Below are 20,878 nucleotides of genomic sequence, written 5' to 3' on the forward strand. Positions count from 1 at the left end.
ATTCTTTATCGCAGTGTGTAAACTGCGCACCATTGTTTAGGCACGCGTCACCTGTCTTGCTTTTGGACGTGCTCTTGAAACCTGCTGTCTGCCTACGGTAAGCGCAAAACCGACCGTATATTGACCGGAACGCCTATTCTGGTCAATACGCCAAAATAGCCAGTCATAAGCCGCGTTGCTTTGATTTACCTAGCCTGCGAGCAATTCAAACAAACGTTTGTATTGGACGCTGCCAGTGGTGTAGATATAATGCGCCACCTAGAGAGAAAGGTGGGTCTTGCCGTTGTTGCAAGACGACACCGAACCTCCATCCATTAGAAAAAAAAGCCTGTTGAGCCTTGAGTAGGAGATAGCCTGTGGAACGCGAATACATGGAATTCGACGTGGTCATCGTCGGCGCTGGCCCGGCAGGCCTGTCTGCCGCCTGCCGACTGAAGCAGAAGGCCGCCGAAGCCGGTAAAGAAATCAGCGTCTGCGTGGTCGAGAAAGGCTCCGAAGTCGGCGCTCACATCCTCTCCGGTGCCGTGTTCGAACCACGCGCCCTGAACGAACTGTTCCCGGACTGGAAGGAACTCGGCGCTCCGCTCAATACCCCGGTTGTGCGCGACGACATCTATGTACTGCGCAGCCCTGAAGCCTCCACCAAGGTGCCTGACTTCTTCGTGCCCAAGACCATGCACAACGAAGGCAACTACATTATCTCCCTGGGCAACCTGTGCCGCTGGCTGGCCCAGCAGGCCGAGAACCTGGGCGTAGAAGTCTACCCAGGCTTCGCCGCCCAGGAAGCGCTGTTCGACGAGAACGGCGTGGTGCGCGGGATCATCACCGGCGACCTCGGCGTCGACCGCGAAGGCCATCCAAAAGAAGGCGTGTACACCCCAGGCATGGAGCTGCGTGGCAAGTACACGCTGTTCGCCGAAGGTTGCCGTGGCCACATCGGCAAGCAACTGATCCAGCGTTTTAACCTGGACAGCGACGCCGACGCCCAGCACTACGGCATCGGCCTCAAGGAAATCTGGGAAATCGACCCGGCCAAGCATCAGCCTGGCCTGGTGGTTCATACCGCCGGCTGGCCGCTGGACATCATGAGCAACGAGAACACCGGCGGCTCGTTCCTTTATCACCTGGAAAACAACCAGGTGGTTGTCGGCCTGATCGTCGACCTGTCCTACAGCAACACCTTCCTGTCGCCGTTCGATGAGTTCCAGCGCCTCAAGCACCACCCGGTGCTGGCGCAATACCTGGAAGGCGGCAAACGCGTCAGCTACGGCGCGCGTGCCCTGGCCAAAGGCGGCATCAACTCGTTGCCGAAGATGGTCTTCAAAGGCGGCGCCTTGATCGGCTGCGACCTGGGCACCATGAACGTGGCCAAGATCAAAGGCAGCCACACCGCAATGAAGTCCGGCATGCTCGCTGCCGACGCCGTGGCCGAGCGCCTGTTCGCGGACTCCGAAGGCGGTGACGAACTGACCAACTACGTCGACGGTTTCAAGGCCAGCTGGCTCTACGAAGAGCTGTTCGCCAGCCGCAACTTCGGCCCGGCGATGCACAAGTTCGGCCCGATCATCGGCGCCGGCTTCAACTGGTTCGACCAGAACATCCTCGGCGGCAAAATGCCGTTTACCTTGCACGACACCAAGCCGGATTACGCCTGCCTGAAGCTCGCCAAGGACAGCAAGAAGATCGACTACCCAAAACCCGACGGCAAACTGAGCTTCGACAAGCTGAGCTCGGTGTTCATCTCCGGTACCAACCACGAAGAAGAGCAGCCGTGCCACTTGAAGCTCAAAGACCCAAGCATCCCGATCGGCACCAACCTGCCGCTCTACGATGAACCGGCGCAGCGCTACTGCCCGGCTGGCGTGTATGAAGTGATCACCAAGGAAGACGGTGAGAAGCGCTTCCAGATCAACGCCCAGAACTGCGTGCACTGCAAGACCTGTGACATCAAGGACCCTTCGCAGAACATCACGTGGGTGACGCCGGAAGGCGCGGGTGGGCCAACTTACCCGAATATGTAAGGCAGTTGCTTGAACAAAAAAGGCTCCCAAACGGGAGCCTTTTTTATGCCCGGCACAGATCCAATGTGGGAGCTGGCTTGCCAGCTCCCACATTTAGAGAGTGTGTTGCCTGACCTACGCCGCCCGTTCTTCACCCGGGTTGCGCAAGAAGTAACGCTTATATTCCCGACTGAACTGCGATGTACTCTGATACCCCACGTTGTGCGCCGCCTGCGCCACGCCCAAGCCTTCCACCAGCAGCAACTGCTGAGCCTTCAACAACCGCAAGCGCTTCAAATACTGCACCGGCGACAGCAGCGTGCAACGCTTGAAGTGCTCATGAAAGGTCGACGCACTCATATGCGCATACCCGGCCAACGTCTCAATGTTCAGCGGCTCGGCGTAATGGGCATGCAGGTGATTCAACGAGGTGGCAATACGTGAGAATTGCCCTTGTTGTTCCACCAAGGCACGCAGCACATCCGCCTGTGGCCCGCGCAATGCGGTAAACAACACTTCCCGGACCCGCGCCGGGCCCATGATCCGGCTTTCCAGCGGATCGTGCAGGCACTGCAATAGCCGTTCGACGCTGCCGCGCATTGCATCATCGAGCATCACCGAGCTCATGGATTCCAATGTCTGCGCCGTCGGCGGCGGCCCGGCCTGCATGCCCATGGCCATGACCAGTTCGCCGAGCACCACGCGATCAATCCCCACGGTAACCCCGTACAGCGGCGCGTCGGGCGCCAGGGCAAAGGTTTCGCATTCGAACGGCACCGGCATCGCCTGGATCAGGTAGTGCCCGGCGCCATACTCCAGTGTGCGTGGGCCCAGATAGGCGACTTTGCTGCCCTGAGCCACAAACATCAGGCTCGGTTCGTAGATCTGCGGGCCGCGTGCCACGTCGCAACTGGCGCGCAATACCTTCACACCGGGCAGGTACGTCGGGGAGAAACCGTCGCAGGGCGTGAGGTCCTCAATCAAGGCAACCAGCGTGGCATTGGCATCGAGATGGCGGGTCAACAACATGGCAAAAAACTTCGTTAAAAAGGGATAAGAGCATCATCGCAGGTCTGAGCGCACATGAATCCAAACACAGGGCACTCCCGGACGAATAGGCATGAGGTTCGGAGCAATCGCCATGGCCGCATCCCGGCCCTGCGCGGAAAATACGCCGCCTCCCTAGTCAATCCTTTTGCGAGGTTTCTGTATGTACACCGCCATCGGTTATGCCGCCCAGTCGGCCACCACTCCCCTCGCCCCCATGTCCTTCGAACGCCGCAGCCCGCGCGCCGACGATGTAGCCATCGAGATTCTGTACTGCGGCGTATGCCACTCCGACATCCACCAGGCACGCAACGAGTGGGGCATCGCCGTGTACCCGCTGATGCCGGGCCACGAGATCGTCGGCAAAGTCACCGCCGTCGGCGCCAGCGTGACCGCGCACAAAGTCGGCGACCTGGTGGGCGTGGGCTGCATGGTTGATTCGTGCCGCCACTGCGACGCTTGCCATGCGGACCTTGAGCAGTACTGCCTCGAAGGCCCGACCATGACCTACGCCACCCCGGACCGGGTGGATGGCAGCAACACCATGGGCGGCTACTCCGACAGCATCGTCGTCAGTGAGCACTTCGTGGTGAAGATCCCGGCCAAGCTCGACCTGGCCAGCGCCGCGCCGATTCTGTGCGCAGGCATCACCACCTACTCGCCACTCAAGCACTACGGCGTGAAGGCTGGCGACAAAGTCGGCGTGCTGGGCATGGGCGGCCTGGGCCACATGGGCATCAAGTTCGCCAAGGCCATGGGCGCAGAAGTTACGCTGTTCACCCGCTCCGCGAGCAAGGCTGAAGAAGGCCGTCGCCAGGGTGCCGACCATGTCATCGTGTCCACCGATGCCGAGCAGATGAAAGCCGCCGCCGGCAGCTTCGATTTCCTGCTGGACACCATTCCGGTGCAACACGACCTGAACCCCTACCTCGACGTGCTGCGCTTTGACGGCGTGCATATCCTGGTTGGCTTGATCGAACCGGTCGACCCACCGGTGAACGCTGCCAAGCTGGTGCTGGGCCGTAAAGTGCTGGCCGGTTCGTTGATCGGCGGCATTGCCGAAACCCAGGAAGTGCTGGATTTCTGCGCCGAGCACAACATCACCTGCGATATCGAAATGCTCGATATCCGCCAGATCAACGAGGCTTACACCCGCATGATCGCCGGCGATGTGAAGTACCGCTTTGTCATCGACATGGCGACCTTGAAGGCCTGATCAGGCCTTAGCGCCCAACTCCGCTGACAGCCGCGCTGCGACCTGTTTGATCACAGGGATCAGCTCGGCCATCTTTTCCAGCGGCATGTAGGGCACGGTACTGGCGATGCTGATGCCGGCGACGATTCGCCGGCTGGCATCGCGCACCGGTGCCGCCACACAACGGATCGACGGTTCGTTGTCTTCCAGGTCGAACGCATACCCACCCTCCACGTATTCGCGCATGCGCTGCTCGAACTGCGCCCAGGATTGCTCCGGGTGCGCTGGCCATTGCTGGCTCTTGCCCTCGGCGGGCAGGCTGGCTTCATACAGGCGCTGCCACTCCTGCACAGAGTCATCCAGCAACATTGCCTTGCCCACACCGGTGCGCGCCAGCGGCATGCGATGGCCGACTCGCGAGCGCATTTCCGGGCCGTAGCGGCCGGGGTTCTTGTGCAGGTAGAGCACATCGTCGTATTCACGAATCGCCAAGTGGATGGTGTCGCCAGTCAACGCCGACAGTTCATCCAGGTACGGCACCGCCAGGGTCACCAGCGGCAGTTCGTCACGGGCCTGAAAACCCAGTTCGATCAGTTTCGGCCCGAGCAAATAACCTACTTGCGGCACCACACGCAGGTAACGCTCCTCAACCAGGCAACTGGCCAGCCGGTGAGTGGTACTGCGGGTGGTGCCGATGCGCCTGGCGATCTCTTTCAAGTCGCGCGCACCCGCCGCCACCGCTTGCACCACGCCCAGGCCACGCAGCAGGGTCTGGGTGCCGGTGGGGGCGGCGTCTTTGACGGGGATGTGGGCGTTTTCCTGCATATCGGGCCTATTGGGAAGTACGAAAACGGCGCCATTATGGCAAATGCAGCCCTGCTGAACAGAGGAGATCCATTGTGGGAGCTGGCTTGCCTGCGATAGCGGTGCATCAGCCTACAAATAATTAGCTGACCCACCGCTATCGCAGGCAAGCCAGCTCCCACATTTGGATCTTCATAGGGCGAGAGTTCAGCGTTGCTTCATGCGGTCGATGATGACCGCCAAGAGCAGGATCGAGCCCCGGATCACATACTGGTAAAACGTGTCGATGTTCTTCAGGTTCATCGCGTTCTCGATGATCGCCAGAATCAACACCCCGGCAATCACATGGCGGATCATGCCGATACCGCCACTCAACGACACACCGCCCAACACACACGCCGAGATTACCGTCAGCTCGAAGCCCTGGCCGATCATTGGCTGGCCCGAGGTCATGCGCGAGGCGAGGATCACCCCGGCCAATGCGCCGATCAAGCCGTGCACGGCAAAGATGATGATTTTGGTGCGGTCGACATTCACCCCGGCCAGCAACGCCGCTTCCTGGTTGCCACCGATGGCCATGGTGTTGCGCCCATAGGTGGTGTAGTTGAGCAGCCAGCCGAAGAACACAAAGCACAACACGGTGATGATAATCGGCACCGGCACGCCCATCAGTTGGCCGTTGCCGAACACAAAGAAGCGTTCGTCCATCACGCCGACCGCCTTGCCGTTGGAAAAGATATAGGCCAGCCCGCGCACGATCTGCATGGTCGCCAAGGTTGCGATCAACGCGTTGATGCGCAGCTTGGCGATCACGATGCCGTTGATCAGCCCCACTACCAGGCCCATGGCCAACGCAGCGGACACGCCGAGTACCACGCTGTCGGTGTCACGAATCACAATCCCCGCGACCACACCGGCACAGGCGATCACCGAGCCGACTGACAAGTCGAAATGCCCCGACGCCAGGCAGAACAGCATGGTGCACGCAGCGATGCCCACCGTCGAAATCGCCAGGCCCAGCCCGCGCATATTCAGCGGCGAGAGGAAGTTGTCGATAAACAGCGCGCTGAGCACAAAGATGCTCAATGCCGCGAGCAGCATCACCCAATCATCGAGAAATTTACGTTGGTTGAAACCCGGCCAAAAGCCCTTTGCAGTTTTTACCTGTGACATACCTATACCCTCGAATTCTTCAAGCCCGCGAACGCGGGAGAGCCAGTTGCAACAGCTTCGCTTCATCCGCCTGGTCGCGGGTCAACTCGCCAGTCAGCGCGCCTTCACTCATCACCAGGATGCGATCAGAGATGCCCATCACTTCCATCAGGTCGCTGGACACCACAATCACCGCAATGCCGCTGGCCGCAAGGTTATGAATGATCTGGTAGATTTCCGACTTGGCGCCGATATCGATGCCGCGTGTGGGCTCATCCAGCAGCAACACTTTCATCGGCATCGACAGCCAGCGGCCAAGAATGGCCTTCTGTTGATTGCCGCCGGACAGGTACATGATTTTCTGCTCGGCGTTCGGCGTTTTGACTTTCATCGCCTTGATCTGCTTGTCGGCGTTGCCCTTCTCCCAGCCTTCACGCAACAGCCAGCCAAAGGTCGAATGCGCGCCACGCGCACTGATGTTGATGTTCTCGGCCACGCTGGACAGCGGGATGATGCCTTCTTTTTTGCGGTCCTCCGGGCACAGCAGCACACCGGCGGCGATGGCATCGCGTGGTGAATGTAATGGCAGGGCTTGCCCAAACAATTCCAACTGCCCGGCCGTTGCGCGTTCCAGGCCACTGAGCAAACGAAACAGCTCGGTACGCCCGGCGCCCACCAGCCCGAAAAGGCCGAGAATCTCGCCCTTGTGCACCTGCAGGCTGACCGCTTCGCGCAGGCCAGGCCCAAGCAAACCGTTGACCTTGAGCGCCACCTCACCGCGTTCGCGCGGGCGGTAATCGTAGATATCCTGGATATCTCGCCCGACCATGCAGGTCACCAACTGGTCGTGAGTCAGTGTGGCCATGTCGTCAAAAGTGCGCACATAACGGCCGTCCTTGAACACCGTCACCGCATCGCAAATACGGAACACTTCTTCCATGCGATGCGACACATACAGCACCACTTTGCCCTCATCGCGCAGGCGCGTGATGATCGCCATCAAGCGGTCGATTTCCCGCGCCGACAGGCTGCTGGTGGGTTCGTCAAAAGCAATCACATGGGCACCACGGGACAACGCCTTGGCGATTTCCACCAGTTGGCGCTGGCCGAGGGACAGGCGCCCAAGCTTCTCTTGCGGATCGATTTCATCGGCCAGGCCTTTAAGGCACGCCAACGCCTGCTTGCGCAGCTGGCCGCCGTTGACCACGCCGAAACGCGACGGCAAATGCCCGAGAAACAGGTTCTCGGCCACGGTCATTTCCGGCACCAGATGCAGCTCCTGGTGAATCACCGCCACGCCGTTGGCGATGCTGTCGGCGGCGTTCTTGAACGCCATGACCTGCTCGCCGATCTGCACCGTGCCGCTGCTGGGCGTGTAGGCACCGCCGAGGATCTTGAGCAGCGTGGACTTGCCCGCGCCGTTCTCGCCCATCAGCGCATGCACCGAGTGCGGCCGCGCTTCAAAGCTGATCTGCGCCAGCGCCTTGACCCCGGGAAACTCCTTGCCGATGCCGTTGAAACGCAAGGCCGCGCCGGTCATTTCCACAGACCGATTTTGCTCAACTCTTCCTTGAAGTTGGCGCGGGTGATGAGGGTTACGTTATCCAGGGCGGTGAACTTGGCAGGCTCGGTGCCTTTGGTGACCCACTCGAACATCGCCGTGGCGGTTTTGTAGCCGGATGCATCGGGGCTGAGCAGCATTGAGCCGTAGAAGCCGGTGTCGGTTTTCTTCAACTCTTCAATCGCATCAGTGCCATTGATGCCCACGCCAATCACATTGGCCGCCTTGAAGCCGGCGCTTTCGGTGGCGCGCACGCCGCCCAGCACGGTGCTGTCGTTCATGCCGCCGATGATCAGGTTTTTCGCGGTGCCCGGCAGCTTTACCAGCGCCGAGTTGGTGGAATCCATGCTGCCTGGCACGTCGAGGGTTTTCTGCGCGCTGAACAGGATGTGGTCAGCAGGCAAGCCGGCGACCTTGAGGCCTTCGACCGAACCGTCGGTGCGTTTTTTGCCGGTTTCCAGCTCGTCAAAGGTGTTGATGACGGCGTAGGTGTCCTTCCAGTCCCAGTTACGATGCTTGGCTTCGGCGGCCATGGCCTCGCCTTGCTTCTGGCCGATCTTGTAGGCATCCAGGCCCACATAAGGCACGTCTTCCATGGGCTTGCCCTTGGCATCGACGAAGCGGTCATCCACCGCCAGCACTTTCAAGCCGTTGAGCTTGGCCTTGGCCATGATCGCAGGGCCGAGGGACACGTCTGGCGGGCAGATCACAAACCCCTTGGCGCCGTTGGCGGCGAGGGTGTCGATGGCGGACAAGGTTTTCTCGCCGTCGGGCACGGCGATCTTGATCACGGTGAAGCCCTGGTCCTTACCGGCCTTTTCGGCAAAGGCCCATTCGGTCTGGAACCAAGGCTCTTCGGCCTGCTTGACCAGGAAGCCGATCTTCACTTCTTCGGCCGCTGCAAAACCGCTGAAGGCCATCGCCAGCGCCACGGCGCCTAACGTCTTCTTGAACATGAACCACCTCTCTTGATTGTTGTTAGTCGTGGTACATCACGGAACGCCCGCCATCGATCATCAGGCAGGTTGCGTTGATAAAGGGCGCCTCGTCGGTGGCCAGAAACAGCGCCGTCATCGCCACCTCGACCGGTTGGCCGATGCGCTTGGGCGGGTGCAAATCGAAGGCGCGCTGGCGCTCGGCATGCGGGTCAGGGAACCCGTTCCAGTAATCGACGTTGAGCTGGGTTTCGATGTAGCCCGGCGCAATGGCATTCACGCGGATGCCTTTGGGCGCGTATTCGATGCCGAGGGCGCGGGTGAGACCGAGCAGGCCATGCTTGGCTACCGGATAGGGAAAACAGCCGGGAATGATGTGGCTGGAATGGGTGGAGGCGATGTTGATGATGTTGCCGATGCCCTGCTCGATCATGTGCGGCAACACGGTGCGGCAGCCGAACCAGGCACCGTCGAGGTCGATGGCGAAGCAGCGGCGCCAGTCTTCGTCGGTCATCTCCAGCGGGTCACGGAACACGTTGACGCCCGCGCAGTTGATCAACACATCCACACGGCCAAAGCGCTCGATGGCCACATTGACTAGCGCCTGCCATTGCTCTTTGGAGGTGATATCGACGGCCTGCGCGACAATCTCAGCGCCGCGTTCGCGCCAGTGGGCGGCGACTTGCTCAACCTTTTCGGCCTGGATATCCGCAATCACCAGCCGTGCCTGCTGGGCCTGGAAGCAGGCGACGATCGCCTCGCCTATCCCTTGAGCGGCACCGGTGATGATCACCACTTTGTTTTTCAGCCGCTCGCCATAGGTGGGTTCGGGCACGGCGGGTAATGACAACGGTTGGGGCTGCATCGCTTCACCTGTTTTATTTTTGGTAGTGAGTGCTGATGCCGCCGACTATAAACCCATCTTTTGAAATATCTCAATATATAAATTTGCATCCCATATAGTGAGACATGGCGCAAAAAAATGTGGGTGCCGATCTCTGTGGGAGCTAGCTTGCCTGCGATACGGGCACCTCGGTATTTCAGTTACACCGAAGTGATGCTTTCGCAGGCAAGCCAGCTCCCACACAAGCCCGCCCCCACAGTGGGCCTTCAGTGTTTTTGAAAAAGGGTTTCAGCCCTGGGCAAAGTCGCGCAGTGCATTACCCTCCATGCGATAGCGCACCCACTCCTCCTGCGGCTGGGCGCCGATGGACTTGTAGAAGGCAATCGCCGGCTCGTTCCAGTCCAGCACGCTCCACTCGAAACGCCCGCAACCGTTGTCGCAGGCGATCTTGGCCAGGTGCCGCAAGAGCTTCTTGCCCGCCCCGCCGCCACGTTGCTCGGGGTTGATGTAGAGGTCTTCGAGGTACAGGCAGTTGCTGCCCAGCCAGGTGGAGTAACTGAAGAAGAACACCGCAAAGCCAATCGGCAGGCCATCCCGCGAACAGATCAGGCCATGGGCGGTGGCGCCCTCGCTGAACAGGCTGCGCTCGATATCCACCACACTGGCGATCACTTCGTGCCGGGCCTTTTCGTACTCGGCAAGTTCAGTGATGAAAGTCAGGATCTGCGCAGCATCGCTGGGCACGGCAGGGCGAATCTCGATGGTCATGGGCGGGCCTTGGGCAATGTCAAAGGCCACATACTAAGGCGCTTTGATGACTGATTGCAGTGCAATTTGTTTACTCCGGCCACGCGTAAAGCAAGTACCACCAACCACGCAACATTCGCCATGCACGGGCATGGTAAACAGTCGGGCATAACGCTAATAACTGCATGCTGATAACTGCATGCTGATAACTGCAAGGTCGCCCGATGCCTTCCACACCCGCCGTGAATACCAAACTGTTCGCCTTTTTCTGCCTCGCCAGCTTCTTGCTGTCACTGTCCTATGGCTCGACGTTTTTGCTGTCGCTGCTGATCCACTCGCGCGGCGGCAATGAACACGACGCCGGCAGCGTGATCTCCATGGCGATGCTCAGTACGTTCGTGGCAGTGCTGTTCTGCGGGCACTTGGCCGATGCGGTCGGTGCGGCGCGCGCGATTGCGGGCATGGGCGTATTGCTGGTGGTGGCGTGCCTGGGGTTTGCCCTGACACCCGGGTTTGGCCAGGGCTTGATGCTGTTCGGTCTGTCGCTTGGGTTGGGCTGGGGCGTGTTCTACACCTTGGGGCCGATCATCGTGACGCTGCTGGTGCAATCGGCGCAGCGGGCCAAATATTTTGCGCTGCTGTCGGGCAGTATGTTGAGCGGGATCGGCTCCGGCCCTTTGCTCGGCCGTGCCGCCGACGCGCTGGGCCTGCCGCTGACAGCAGCCTTCTATATCGCCGGCCTGGCCAGTCTGGTCGGCGTCCTGATGTTCTGGCGAATGGGCGCACAACTCAACCATCACGCGAATGCGCCCACCTCGAAGATTTCCTGGGCGTCCAGCCGCCGCGTGCTGTCATCCAAAGCCGCGTTTGCGATCCTGATGGTCGGCCTGGGCGGCTGTGTGTTTGGTGGGCTTTCATCGTTTCAAACCAGCTACGCGGCTGCGCAGGGGTTGGACTATTCGCTGTTCTTTGGCGGCTTCCTGAGCGCCGCCATTACCAGCCGGCTGTTGATCGCCGGCCACGTGGTCAAGCGCGATGCGTACTGGGCCGCCTGCGTGCTGTCCGGGATCATGCTCGGCTCGATCGCGCTGTTTGCGTTTGGCGTGAGTGGCAACCTCAGTTACCTGTTGGCAGCCGGCACGCTGGGCGTGGGTTACGGCCTGACGTACTCGGTGATCAATGGGCTGGTAGCCAATGAAGCACCGCCTGGAACGACGTCACAAGCCTTGCTGCTGTTCAGCCTGGCGTACTTTGTCGGGGTGTTCGGCTTTCCGCTGCTGGCGGGCAAAATCATTGTCGATTCTGGGCTGCCGACGCTGCTGGCGAGTGTGTTGGCCGTGGCCTTGTTCAACTGGTTGATCACGGTGGCGCGACTGATCTGGCGCCAGCGTTCGGCTAACAAAATCTTACAGGTGAATTAGCACCGTTCGTCGCCATCAAGGCACGAACCGCAAACTGGGGCGGACCAATAAGGGGTAAGGACATTAATCATATGGAGACACCCCTCATGAAGAATTCCAAATTTGCTGCCCTCGCCCTCACCGGCTTGCTGTCCGCCGCCTCGTTGAGTGCCGTTGCCGCCACCTCATCCACCGGCACCACCAACCCTGCTACCAAGGAGTCTCAGGACTCGATGGGCACAGGGATGGAAACCAACGGTGGCGCGATTATCGATAACGGCGCAGACCCTCACACCAAAGGCGCCGATACCCAACGTCAGGCACCGGCTGCAGTCGGTAACGGCAAAATGGGCCCAGGCGTCAATGAAGAACCCAAAATCAACAAAGGCGATGACAGCAACATCCCGGGCGCCCCGAAACAACCTGCGCCTTGATGCATCGATAGCCGCACCGACACCCGATCATTTCCCAGTGAAGAGGTACGCATGAACGTCGATAGAAACCTTGAAAAAGAAGTCCTCACCCGCCTGCTGCACGCCCACCCCAACGGCCTGGGCAAGGAGGTGCTGGATAACTACCGCGGCGAAAAGGTGGTGGCCAGTGTGCTGGCATTTCTGCAAGAACGCGGGTTTATCAAGGATGGGCATGTGACCACCGACGACGCCGGTGAATATTCGTTGAACCTGCCGATCAAGCTGACCGCCTCAGGGGTTGATGAGGCGCGCAAGCTGGAAGGCGAAGGCACCGTTTGAACTAGACGAAGATCAAATGTGGGAGCGGGCTTGCCCGCGATGGCGTCGCATCAGTCACTCTTTTTGTGGCTGATCTACCGTCATCGCGGGCAAGTCCGCTCCCACACTTTGATGTGCAGTGCGCAGCGCACATCAGCACTGAGCCGACACTAGCAGCATCATTGGACGCTCTTGTTCTTCGGCCAGTTCGGGCCTCGCCATCAGGTCCGCTTTGCTCGGCCCCCATTCTTCAATGTGGTTGAGCGTAAACCCCGCCTGTATCAGCAGATTGAGCAACGTGCCCAAGGTGCGGTGCTGCTTGATCACGCCATCGGCCAGCCAATGGGTCACCCGTGGCCCTTCCAATTGATAGCCGTCCACCGGCCAACTTTTGCGCCCCTGGTCATCAACCAGCCACCCCGGATTACGCGGCGCCATGAAGATCGGGTGCTCGATGGAAAACACCAGGCGCCCGCCCGGTACCAGGGCCTGGTGGATGCGCGCAAATAGCCCCTGGAGGTCGACGATGTAATGGAACGCCAGGGAGCTGTAGGCCAGGTCGAATGCGCCCGCCGGCAGGTCGAGCTGTTCCAGGTCGGCGATTGCATAGGTGATGGTCGCCGCCGAAGTCATTTCAGTGGCCCGCGCCAGCATCTTCTGCGACACGTCCAACCCCAGCACCTGCGCAGCGCCCTGTTCCTCGGCCCAGCGGCTGAACCAGCCATAGCCACAGCCCAGGTCCACCACCTGCAAGCCACGCATCGGCGGTAGCAAAGCCTGCAAGGCAGGCCACTCCGGCGCACCGGCCAGGCCTTCGACCGAGCGGCCCATCTTGCTGTAGCCCTCGAAGAAGGCCGGGGTGTCGTAGATATTCTGGGTCATGGGCTTATTCCGTGCGGGTAAGCGCCTATTTTGCCAACAACGCATCCACTTCGTCAGTACCGGGTGAAGTCGCCGGCCCCCAACGCGTTACCGCCAAAGCGGCTGCCGCATTCGCGCGACGCGCTGCTTGCGAGGGTTGCAAGCCCTTGGCCAGCCCCGCCAGAAACACACCGGCATGGGCATCGCCCGCGCCGTTGCTGTCCACGGCCTGCACCTTGAAACCCGGCACATGCTCGGCCTTGCCGTGGCGACTCACCCAGCAGCCATTCGGCCCGTCGCGCACCACCAGCAGCGCTTCGGCGGGCAAGTGACGGTTGAGTTCGCGCAGCGCTTCGGCCAGCGTACTGGCGCCGCTAAACGCCAGGGCTTCCGGCCCATTGCTGGTCCAGATATCGATGCGCGGCAGCAAGGCAACCATCAAGGCCGAGTCCGGCGCCTTGACCAACGGCCCCGGGTCGAACACCACGGTGATTTCACGCGGCAGCGCCAGCAACCAATCGAGCAATGCCTGGGCCTTGCCGTCGAGTAACAGGCTGTAGCCGCTGACGTAGACATAATCGTCTGCGCGCGGCACCACGCCCGCCAGGTCCTCTGCGCTCAAATCCCCTTCAGCGCCGATATGCGAAATGAACGTGCGCTCGGTACTGGCCTCGGTCAGCGACACACACAAACCGGTGTCCTTGCCCTCGCTGGCCGGCTGGGCCATTTCCACGCCCTCGGCCTGCATCGCGGCGCGCGCCAGGTCGCCGAAGCGCCCGTGGCCATGGCGGCCGAGGTAAACCACCGGCAAACCATTGCGCCGGGCGGCAGCCATCACGTTGAAGCCCCCGCCGGCTTCGAAACTGGCCGATTGCGCCAGCACATCTCCGCCGGTTGCAGGCAGTGTGTCGAGGGCCATGACCAGGTCGACGATGACCTGGCCGGTGTGCAGCAATCTAGACATTAGCGCGCTCTACCAAAGCCGGGCGACGGTCAGCTGCGCCGCCCAGTACTGCATAAATCCCACCGGCCACCAGGAAGGTGACGATCCAGCCCAGGCCGTTGTGGCCCAGCCAGGAGTCGGACAAAGGCCCGGCGAACCAGATATTTTCGGCGGTGGTGCCGATGGTGGTGAAGCTGAAACCCAGCACAATCGCCACAGCCCAGGCGCCGAATGCACGCCATTCCACGCCGCCGCGATACCAGTAGGCGCTGCTTGGGCTTACGTCCAGCAGGTCTTTGGGGCTGTAGTAGTGACGGTGAATCAGGTCGACCACAAAGATCCCGACCCAGGCGGTGATGGGCACGGCCAGCAGCGAGATGAAGGTGATGAACGGGCCGTAGAAACTGTCGGCTATCAGCATGAAGTAAATAGAGCCGGCGAAGATCGCCACGATATCGACGATCACCGCGTGCACGCGCTTGACCTTAAGACCCAAGGTCAAGGTGGTGAGACCAGCCGAATACACCGAGAGGTTATTGGAGAGCAACAGCCCGCCGAACGCGGTGATCAAGTACGGCACGGCCATCCAGGTCGGCAGCATGTCGCGGATCGCGATGATCGGGTCGGTGGCCGACGCCAGGTCGTTGTTGCCCACCGACAGCAGGCCGCCGAGGGTGATCAACAGCACCAGCGGAATGCCCGCACCAAATGCGGCAGACGCCACCAGACGCACGGCCTTGACGCTGCGGTGCTGGTAGCGCGACATGTCGGCACCGGCGTTGGCCCAGCCGATACCGGTACCGGCGGCCATAGTGCCGACGCCAATGATCATGGCGCTCAGCGGCGCCGGGGTGGCGTTGAACACCGCGCTCCAGTCGATGGTGGCGCAGAGGAAGCCGCCCACCAGGATATTCAACGCGCCGAACACGTAGGTGGCCCACTTCTGGATCACCAGCAAGGTGGCGTGGCCGAGGCCGGATACCGACAGGGTCAGCAGCACGAAAATCGCGATGAAGATCAGCGTGAGCACCGGCGCGCTTTTGGCTTCGACCGGCGAGCCGAACAGGATCGAACACAACGACAGCAGCACAAAGGCGGCCGTGGTGGTGTTGACGGTTTCCCAACCCAGGCGCGACATCAGCGAGACCAGCGTGGGACCGATATTGCCGCGCACACCGAAGATGGCGCGCGACAGCGTCAGGCTCGGCGCGCGGCCGCGACGGCCGGCAATCGAGATGATGCCTACCACTGCGAAAGAGCCGGCGGCGCCGAGAATCGCCACAATGATCGCCTGCCAGATCGCCAGGCCACGAAACGCCACCAGGGTCGCGCCGAGCGGCAAGCCGAGGATGCTGATGTTAGCCGCGAACCACACCCAGAACAGTTGCAGCGGATGGCCATTGCACTCGCCTTCGGGGACCGGTTCGATTCCGCGTGTTTCCAATTGCCCGGCACTTTGGCCGGAAGAAGTGCTGCTCATGAGGGGTGCTCCTGGTGCCTGTATTGTTGTGGTTGTGGCAGATAGTCAAAGCTTTAAGCGGTCGTCCTGACTCAAACACGATTTAAGGTGGGGGCTGGCTTGCCTGCGATAGCGGTCTTTCAGTGAGTGCATCAGTGGCTGGCACACCGTTATCGCAGGCAAGCCAGCCCCCACATTTTTTGATCGGTGGTGATCAGCGCAATTGCAGCAGCCCCTGCACCAGTGGCTGCAAATCCAGACCATTGACCTGCTTGACCTGCTCAATCATCGCCTCAGGCCAGCACTGCATCCCAAGACACGCGCCCAACATCGCGCCCAACATGGCGGCAATGGTGTCGGTATCGCCGCCAAGGCTGGCCGCCAGGCACAGCGCCTCGACGGCATTCATGTCGCCCACCGCCACTTGCTGGGCGAGGGCAAACGACACCACCACCGATTCCTGAGAAGCGACCGAGGTGCCGATCAGTTCGTAAAGCAGGTCGGCAAACAGGGCTTTGTCGCCACTGCCGACGCTCAAGGTGCGTGCCCAACTGATGCGCGTGGAAATCCGCCCACCGGCGATCCAGTGGCCATGGCCTTCGGCCTGCTGCGCGAGCTGGGTGCCAATGTTCAGGGCTTCACCCAAATCCACACCGTTGATACCTGCCGAAACCACTGCCGCCACCGCCGCCGCGCTGGAAATGCCCAGGTTGGTGTTATGGGTGACCTGGCAGGCCTGGATCACCGCCTGGATAAACTGCGCCGGGTCGCTGACGTCGGCGGCAATGCCGACCGGCGTGATGCGCATCGCGGCGCCATTGGTGGTGCCGTAGCGCCCGGATTCTTCCGGGGTGTGCCCGGCGAGGATCATGTCGATGGCGCGTTTGGTCGATGGCCCCAGCAAGTCCTGGGAGCCTTTGGCGCGCATCGCCGCTTCCCACTCGATCAGGCGCTGGGCGAGTACCGTGGGTTCGATTTTGCCCTGCCCTTGCACCAGCAACTCACCGACCAGGATCGCCTGCTCGGTGTCGTCGGTGATGGAGCCTGCCGGCATGTTCGGCGCGATGGGTTGGTCGGCACCAGCATCTTGCAGAGCGGTGATGGCCCCGAAGCGCTGCTGCACCTGCTCGCGGCTCAACGACTGGGTGGGCATGCCCAATGCATCGCCCAGGGCCAGGCCGTAGAAGGCACCGAGGGCGCGATTTTGCGCGGTCATTTCGAAGCTCCAAACTGCAGGTGCAGGCGAAAGTGCAAAGGGTCGAGCAAGCTTTCGACATACTCCATGAGACGCTCGCGGCGGTCGTAGGTAGTGCGCGAGGCTTTGAGAAACACCGTACCGGCTGGGCGGCCGAGCAACTCGGCGTCTTCATCGCTCAAGGGCTCGGCACCGATCCACTGGTCCCCTTCGGCGCCCACGTAGCCGTAAGCGGCCAGCGTGATGGTGAGGGAGTTGTCGATCAGGCCGACACGGGGCAGGCTTTCCAGGCCACCGGTAGCAGGCATCAACGAACGCTCCAGAGAAACGGCGGTGCCATCGGTGGTGCGCCGACGGCGGTCGAGGGCGATAAATTGGTCGCTGCCAAAACGGCTGAGCAGGTCCGGTCGAGTCACGGCTTCCAGCCGCAGGATGTCGGTGGTGACCAGTGCGCCGGTATCGGCCAGCGCCTGTGCCCAGCCACTGCGTTGGTCGAGCACCATGCCATCAAAGGTGACGATGGAGCCGACGCCGCTTTGCGTGGCGATGTAGTTGCGCCGTTTGAGCTCAGCCAGGGCTTCGCGCAAGGTGCCACGGCTGACCGCAAACTCCTCGGCCAGTTGATGCTCGCCCGGCAGCAGGAAACCGTCGGCCATCACTCCACCTTCGATACGGCGGATGAGTTCGTCGACGACGCGTTTTTTCTTATCAAATCGGACATGTCTAATCATGTACAAATTGATAACCGAAAGCGCCCGACAACAGCAAGCGAATTATTTCAGGGTGATGAAAAAGCCAGTCTCAGGGTTCGAGGCCAATGCGGAAAAATTCCCCGCCGCTCCACACACCAAGCCAGTTCTGACCGTTGATCGGACGGCTGACCGCCAGTTCGACCAACTGGTAAAACACGTTGCGATGCACAAGGGCTTCAAGGTTGGTGCGCACCCGCAGGTAAGGCGCTGGCTCTTGGGTGGTCGGGTCGATCACCACCCGCAAGGGGTGTTCAAGGCCCGCTTCAATGTCCTCGTCGACATTGGTGGTGAAGCGCAGCACCTGGCTTTCGCCCTGCCCTTCGACTTCCAGCGTTACCGCGACAAAGGGCGCATCATCGACGCTGATACCGACCTTTTCCACGGGAGTGACCAGGAAATACTCATCGCCATCGCGGCGAATGATGTTGGAGAACAACTTGACCATCGGCTTACGCCCGATCGGCGTGCCTTGGTAAAACCAAGTGCCGTCACGGGCGATGCGCATGTCGATGTTGCCGCAAAAATCCGGGTTCCACAGGTGTACCGGCGCCGGCCCCTTGCCCTTGGGCAGTTGGGCCAATAGATCATTGGCCTTGGCGGAATCGGTCATAGGGTTCTCCTCTGGATTTTTATTGATCACCCATCCCCAACAGGCCACGGGCGTATTGGGCCAGCGGGCGGGCAATCAAGTCTTCTGGCTTGTTGTCGTGGAACGTCAGTAAACCGCCACGACTGCGAATGCGTGCAGTATCAATCAAATACTGGGTGCTGGTCTCGATCAACATGATCTGGATCACGCCGCTGTCCAGGCCGACACGGTCCAACGCTTGCTGGTCGGTCCACTCATCGGCATTGCCAATACGGTCATCGGCTGCCGCAAAGCGGCAATAGAGCAGGTAGTGAGCGCCTGCCGCACGGGCTTCGGCCATGGCTTGTTCGAGGCCTTCCGGCTTGCGGGCGCGGCGCACCATCGGGAAATATTCGACGAAGCCGTTGAAGGCTTCTTCGGCCACCACGTTAGGTCGCGGATAGGCACTGCCCGGCGGTACAAAGGCGCCTTGGGCAATAAACACAAAGGAGTCCGGCTGTATGCGCACCGACGCGGTACGGCGGGTATCACTGTGGTCCAGCAGCCCGGCGTCGCTCATCTGATAGCGGGTGCCTTCGGCCATATCGCTGACGGTCATGCAGCCACTCAGCGCCACTGACGCCAGCAACAAAACCAGACTACGCATCCTAATCCTCCAGAAGCCGGTGACGGAAAACCGGCGAATGGGCACTTAATGCAGAATCCGCGCCATTCAAGAACGATGCATAACCAAATGTGGGAGCTGGCTTGCCTGCGATGCAGACACCCAGGTACATCAAGTACACCGAGGTGATGCAATCGCAGGCAAGCCAGCTCCCACAAAAAGCCTGCTCCTACATTCGATTGTGTGCGGTGTTAGCCGCCGATGATCTTCATGACCGTGGCGCCGCCAGAGAAGGCCACTTCCTGCTTATCGCCCAGCGCTTTCATCAGCAACCCTTGCAAGGCCGGCAGCGCCTGATGACGCGGCTGGTCCAGCAGGTCGCCCACGTAATGGCGGTTACTCGACGACAAACAGCCATGCAACCAACCGGTAGACGACAAGCGCAGGCGCGAGCAGGTGCGGCAGAACGGCACGCTTTCATTTGCGATCACGCCAAAGAAGCCCTTGCCCGGCACTTCATAGCGCACCGCCGTGGCATCAATCGGCGCGTTGGCTTGCAGGTATTCGTGATGTTCGCCGATCAGGCTGAGCAGTTGCTGCAAGCTGACGAACTGCTGCAGGAACGCATTGGAATCCTTGGCCAGGTGGCCCATGCGCATCAATTCGATAAAGCGCAGCTCGTAGCCGCGCTCCAGGCAGTAGTCGAGCAGCGGCATCACCTGGTCCAGGTTCTGCCCGCGCAGCGGCACCATATTGACTTTGATCTTGATGCCGGCGGCGCGGGCCTGGTCCATGCCATCGAGCACGGTGGCCAGGTCGCCGCCACGAGCGATGCTGCGGAAAGCGTCAGCATCCAGGGTATCGAGGGACACGTTGATGCGCCGAATACCGGCGTCGACCATCAGTGGCAACTTGCGCGCCAGCAGTTGGCCGTTAGTGGTCAGGCTGATATCACTGAGGCCCATGCCGCCCACGGCGCCCATGAAGGCTTCCAGCTTGGGGCTGACCAGCGGTTCACCGCCGGTGATGCGCAAACGCTCGATGCCGGCAGCTTCGATCAGATAGGCAACGCCACGCGCCATGGCCTCGGCCGAGAGTTCGTCCTGGGCAGCCACCAGCCGCTTGCCGTTTGGCACGCAGTAGGTACACGCGTAATTGCAGGCTGAGGTCAGGCTGATCCGCAAATTGCGAAATCGCCTGCCTTGACGATCAACGATCATGGAACACTCCGGCAGAGGATGGTTCAGGCGCGCTAAAAGCTGACTGAAAAATCAGCTTTTAGCAAGCGTCCTTGCCTGAGTATATTCCTGGGGTACTGCAAGCGGCAGCAAATCATTGCGCCATCACTGTCGGGAATAGCTTAAACAGCGGGAGCGTCGCCGCTCTTGGGCTCAGCGCTCGGCAGCTCAGTGCTGTGCTTGCGCTTGTTGCCCATGCGTACGCCAATGTCCATCAGGAACTGGAAGAAACCTTCCTGATCTTCCAGCACATTGCTCCAGAACGGCGAGTGGTACAGCGCAACGGCGCCATGTACCAATGCCCAGGCGGCGCAGTAGTGGAAATACGGCGGTACGTCTTCCAGCTTGCCTTCGCTGATGCGGCCCTTGATCAGCAGGGTGAGGCGCTCGAAGTTCGAGGCGCGGATCTTGTGCAGCTCCTCGACCATTTCCGGCACCTGATGCCCCTTGACCACCTTTTCTTCCAGGCGGTCAAACAGGCGGTAGCGCTGCGGGTCACGCATGCGGAACTCGAAATAGGCGCGTGACAGCGCCTCCTTGTCCTTGTCCACATCAGCCGAATGCAACAGCTCGTTCAAATCGCGCTCGTAGTCGAGCATCAGCCGCAGGTAGATCTCGGCCTTGGATTTGAAGTGTTTGTAGATCGTGCCTTTGCCGATACCCACGGCATCCGCAATCATCTCGACGGTGACGCTGTCTTCACCTTGTTCGAGGAACAACTTGAGCGCGGTGTCGAGAATTTCCTGCTCACGGCGGCGAAACTCACGGACCTTACGGGGTTCTTTGTGCATGAGGAAGAGGTCTGCAGAGGTCGGAATTAG

Annotated in this window: 21 protein-coding genes; 5 read left to right on the forward strand and 16 right to left on the reverse strand. The window is 60.7% G+C overall.

The window, feature by feature from the left end:
* Positions 1-356: 356 nt before the first annotated feature.
* Positions 357-2,021, forward strand: a complete 1,665-nt coding sequence (locus HU759_RS23015) for an electron transfer flavoprotein-ubiquinone oxidoreductase (RefSeq protein ID WP_017138340.1) — start codon at positions 357-359, stop codon at positions 2,019-2,021.
* A gap of 114 nt (positions 2,022-2,135) precedes the next feature.
* On the opposite strand, the gene HU759_RS23020 is transcribed toward HU759_RS23015, so the two are convergent.
* Positions 2,136-3,029 (reverse strand): AraC family transcriptional regulator, encoded by an 894-nt coding sequence (locus HU759_RS23020; RefSeq protein WP_170040892.1) that lies wholly within the window; start codon positions 3,027-3,029, stop codon positions 2,136-2,138.
* 181 nt (positions 3,030-3,210) lie between these two features.
* Between HU759_RS23020 and HU759_RS23025 the strand changes: the two genes are divergently transcribed.
* Complete coding sequence (locus HU759_RS23025) at positions 3,211-4,263, forward strand: NAD(P)-dependent alcohol dehydrogenase (RefSeq protein WP_017138342.1); 1,053 nt, start codon at positions 3,211-3,213, stop codon at positions 4,261-4,263.
* Here the strand turns inward: HU759_RS23025 and HU759_RS23030 are convergent, their stop codons facing one another.
* From HU759_RS23030 to HU759_RS23055, 6 genes are all read right to left on the reverse strand, one after another.
* Complete coding sequence (locus HU759_RS23030; RefSeq protein WP_017138343.1) at positions 4,264-5,067, reverse strand: IclR family transcriptional regulator; 804 nt, start codon at positions 5,065-5,067, stop codon at positions 4,264-4,266.
* A gap of 186 nt (positions 5,068-5,253) precedes the next feature.
* Complete coding sequence (gene araH, locus HU759_RS23035) at positions 5,254-6,219, reverse strand: L-arabinose ABC transporter permease AraH (protein ID WP_017138344.1); 966 nt, start codon at positions 6,217-6,219, stop codon at positions 5,254-5,256.
* Positions 6,220-6,238: 19 nt separating this feature from the next.
* Complete coding sequence (gene araG / locus HU759_RS23040; protein ID WP_032865806.1) at positions 6,239-7,738, reverse strand: L-arabinose ABC transporter ATP-binding protein AraG; 1,500 nt, start codon at positions 7,736-7,738, stop codon at positions 6,239-6,241.
* The gene (locus HU759_RS23045; protein ID WP_176991441.1) at positions 7,735-8,715 is read right to left on the reverse strand and encodes a substrate-binding domain-containing protein; all 981 of its coding nucleotides are present in this window, start codon (positions 8,713-8,715) and stop codon (positions 7,735-7,737) included. The genes araG and HU759_RS23045 overlap by 4 nt, the downstream gene beginning before the upstream one ends.
* A 22-nt stretch (positions 8,716-8,737) precedes the next feature.
* Positions 8,738-9,559 carry an SDR family oxidoreductase gene (locus HU759_RS23050; protein ID WP_099548761.1) on the reverse strand — a complete coding sequence of 274 codons (822 nt, stop codon included), beginning with the start codon at positions 9,557-9,559 and terminating at the stop codon, positions 8,738-8,740.
* A 267-nt stretch (positions 9,560-9,826) separates the two neighbouring features.
* The gene (locus tag HU759_RS23055) at positions 9,827-10,306 is read right to left on the reverse strand and encodes a GNAT family N-acetyltransferase (protein WP_026013792.1); all 480 of its coding nucleotides are present in this window, start codon (positions 10,304-10,306) and stop codon (positions 9,827-9,829) included.
* Positions 10,307-10,509: 203 nt separating this feature from the next.
* Between HU759_RS23055 and HU759_RS23060 the strand changes: the two genes are divergently transcribed.
* The 3 genes from HU759_RS23060 to HU759_RS23070 all read left to right on the forward strand — a co-directional run bounded on the left by HU759_RS23060 (position 10,510) and on the right by HU759_RS23070 (position 12,437).
* A complete protein-coding gene (locus HU759_RS23060; protein WP_099548760.1) occupies positions 10,510-11,706 on the forward strand; it encodes an MFS transporter in 1,197 nt (398 codons plus the stop codon).
* Positions 11,707-11,792: 86 nt separating this feature from the next.
* On the forward strand, positions 11,793-12,119 hold the full coding sequence (locus HU759_RS23065) for a hypothetical protein (RefSeq protein ID WP_170040891.1): 327 nt from the start codon (positions 11,793-11,795) through the stop codon (positions 12,117-12,119).
* 51 nt (positions 12,120-12,170) lie between these two features.
* Entirely contained in the window at positions 12,171-12,437 is a 267-nt protein-coding gene (locus HU759_RS23070; protein ID WP_017138351.1) for a hypothetical protein, read from the forward strand.
* Between the two features lie 132 nt (positions 12,438-12,569).
* Here the strand turns inward: HU759_RS23070 and HU759_RS23075 are convergent, their stop codons facing one another.
* The 9 genes from HU759_RS23075 to HU759_RS23115 all read right to left on the reverse strand — a co-directional run bounded on the left by HU759_RS23075 (position 12,570) and on the right by HU759_RS23115 (position 20,848).
* On the reverse strand, positions 12,570-13,298 hold the full coding sequence (locus HU759_RS23075; protein ID WP_017138352.1) for a class I SAM-dependent methyltransferase: 729 nt from the start codon (positions 13,296-13,298) through the stop codon (positions 12,570-12,572).
* 25 nt (positions 13,299-13,323) lie between these two features.
* Positions 13,324-14,241 (reverse strand): PfkB family carbohydrate kinase, encoded by a 918-nt coding sequence (locus HU759_RS23080; RefSeq protein ID WP_186617521.1) that lies wholly within the window; start codon positions 14,239-14,241, stop codon positions 13,324-13,326.
* Complete coding sequence (locus tag HU759_RS23085; RefSeq protein WP_017138354.1) at positions 14,234-15,700, reverse strand: cytosine permease; 1,467 nt, start codon at positions 15,698-15,700, stop codon at positions 14,234-14,236. Before HU759_RS23085 ends, HU759_RS23080 begins: the two co-directional genes overlap by 8 nt.
* A 193-nt stretch (positions 15,701-15,893) precedes the next feature.
* Positions 15,894-16,895: an ADP-ribosylglycohydrolase family protein gene (locus HU759_RS23090; RefSeq protein WP_099548160.1), complete on the reverse strand. Its 1,002-nt coding sequence runs from the start codon at positions 16,893-16,895 to the stop codon at positions 15,894-15,896.
* Positions 16,892-17,605, reverse strand: a complete 714-nt coding sequence (locus HU759_RS23095) for a GntR family transcriptional regulator (protein WP_017138356.1) — start codon at positions 17,603-17,605, stop codon at positions 16,892-16,894. Before HU759_RS23095 ends, HU759_RS23090 begins: the two co-directional genes overlap by 4 nt.
* A gap of 70 nt (positions 17,606-17,675) precedes the next feature.
* The gene (locus HU759_RS23100; protein WP_186617519.1) at positions 17,676-18,236 is read right to left on the reverse strand and encodes a DUF1285 domain-containing protein; all 561 of its coding nucleotides are present in this window, start codon (positions 18,234-18,236) and stop codon (positions 17,676-17,678) included.
* A 19-nt stretch (positions 18,237-18,255) separates the two neighbouring features.
* Positions 18,256-18,861: a DUF4823 domain-containing protein gene (locus HU759_RS23105; protein WP_017138358.1), complete on the reverse strand. Its 606-nt coding sequence runs from the start codon at positions 18,859-18,861 to the stop codon at positions 18,256-18,258.
* 209 nt (positions 18,862-19,070) lie between these two features.
* Positions 19,071-20,039: a radical SAM protein gene (locus HU759_RS23110; protein ID WP_186617517.1), complete on the reverse strand. Its 969-nt coding sequence runs from the start codon at positions 20,037-20,039 to the stop codon at positions 19,071-19,073.
* 140 nt (positions 20,040-20,179) lie between these two features.
* Complete coding sequence (locus tag HU759_RS23115; protein ID WP_017138360.1) at positions 20,180-20,848, reverse strand: TetR/AcrR family transcriptional regulator; 669 nt, start codon at positions 20,846-20,848, stop codon at positions 20,180-20,182.
* Positions 20,849-20,878 lie beyond the last annotated feature (30 nt).

This window comes from Pseudomonas sp. OE 28.3 (assembly GCF_014268205.2).
GTDB lineage: Bacteria > Pseudomonadota > Gammaproteobacteria > Pseudomonadales > Pseudomonadaceae > Aquipseudomonas > Aquipseudomonas edaphica.